The sequence below is a fragment of the Achromobacter sp. GbtcB20 genome, from assembly GCF_019091095.1.
In the GTDB taxonomy this organism is placed as follows: Bacteria; Pseudomonadota; Gammaproteobacteria; order Burkholderiales; family Burkholderiaceae_B; genus Achromobacter; species Achromobacter mucicolens.
The window spans coordinates 1-323 of sequence record NZ_JAGXJZ010000371.1; the positions used below are offsets into that span (position 1 = coordinate 1).

Consider the following 323-nt stretch of genomic DNA (forward strand, 5'->3'; position numbering starts at 1 on the left):
ACTTCAATCAAGAGCTTGCACCCCATCATTTAATCTGCCAGCACCGGGCAGGCGTCACACCCTATACGTCCACTTTCGTGTTTGCAGAGTGCTGTGTTTTTATTAAACAGTCGCAGCCACCAGTTTATTGCAACCCTTTCGCCCTCACACAGTAAAGTGATCAAGCTACCGGGGCGTACCTTTTCCCGAAGTTACGGTACCAATTTGCCGAGTTCCTTCTCCCGAGTTCTCTCAAGCGCCTTAGAATACTCATCTCGCCCACCTGTGTCGGTTTGCGGTACGGTCTCGTATGACTGAAGCTTAGAGACTTTTCTTGGGACCAC

At 50.2% G+C, this 323-nt stretch carries 1 rRNA gene; it reads right to left on the minus strand.

The window, feature by feature from the left end:
- Positions 1-323, minus strand: a 23S ribosomal RNA gene (locus KVT32_RS29370); the annotation flags it as partial.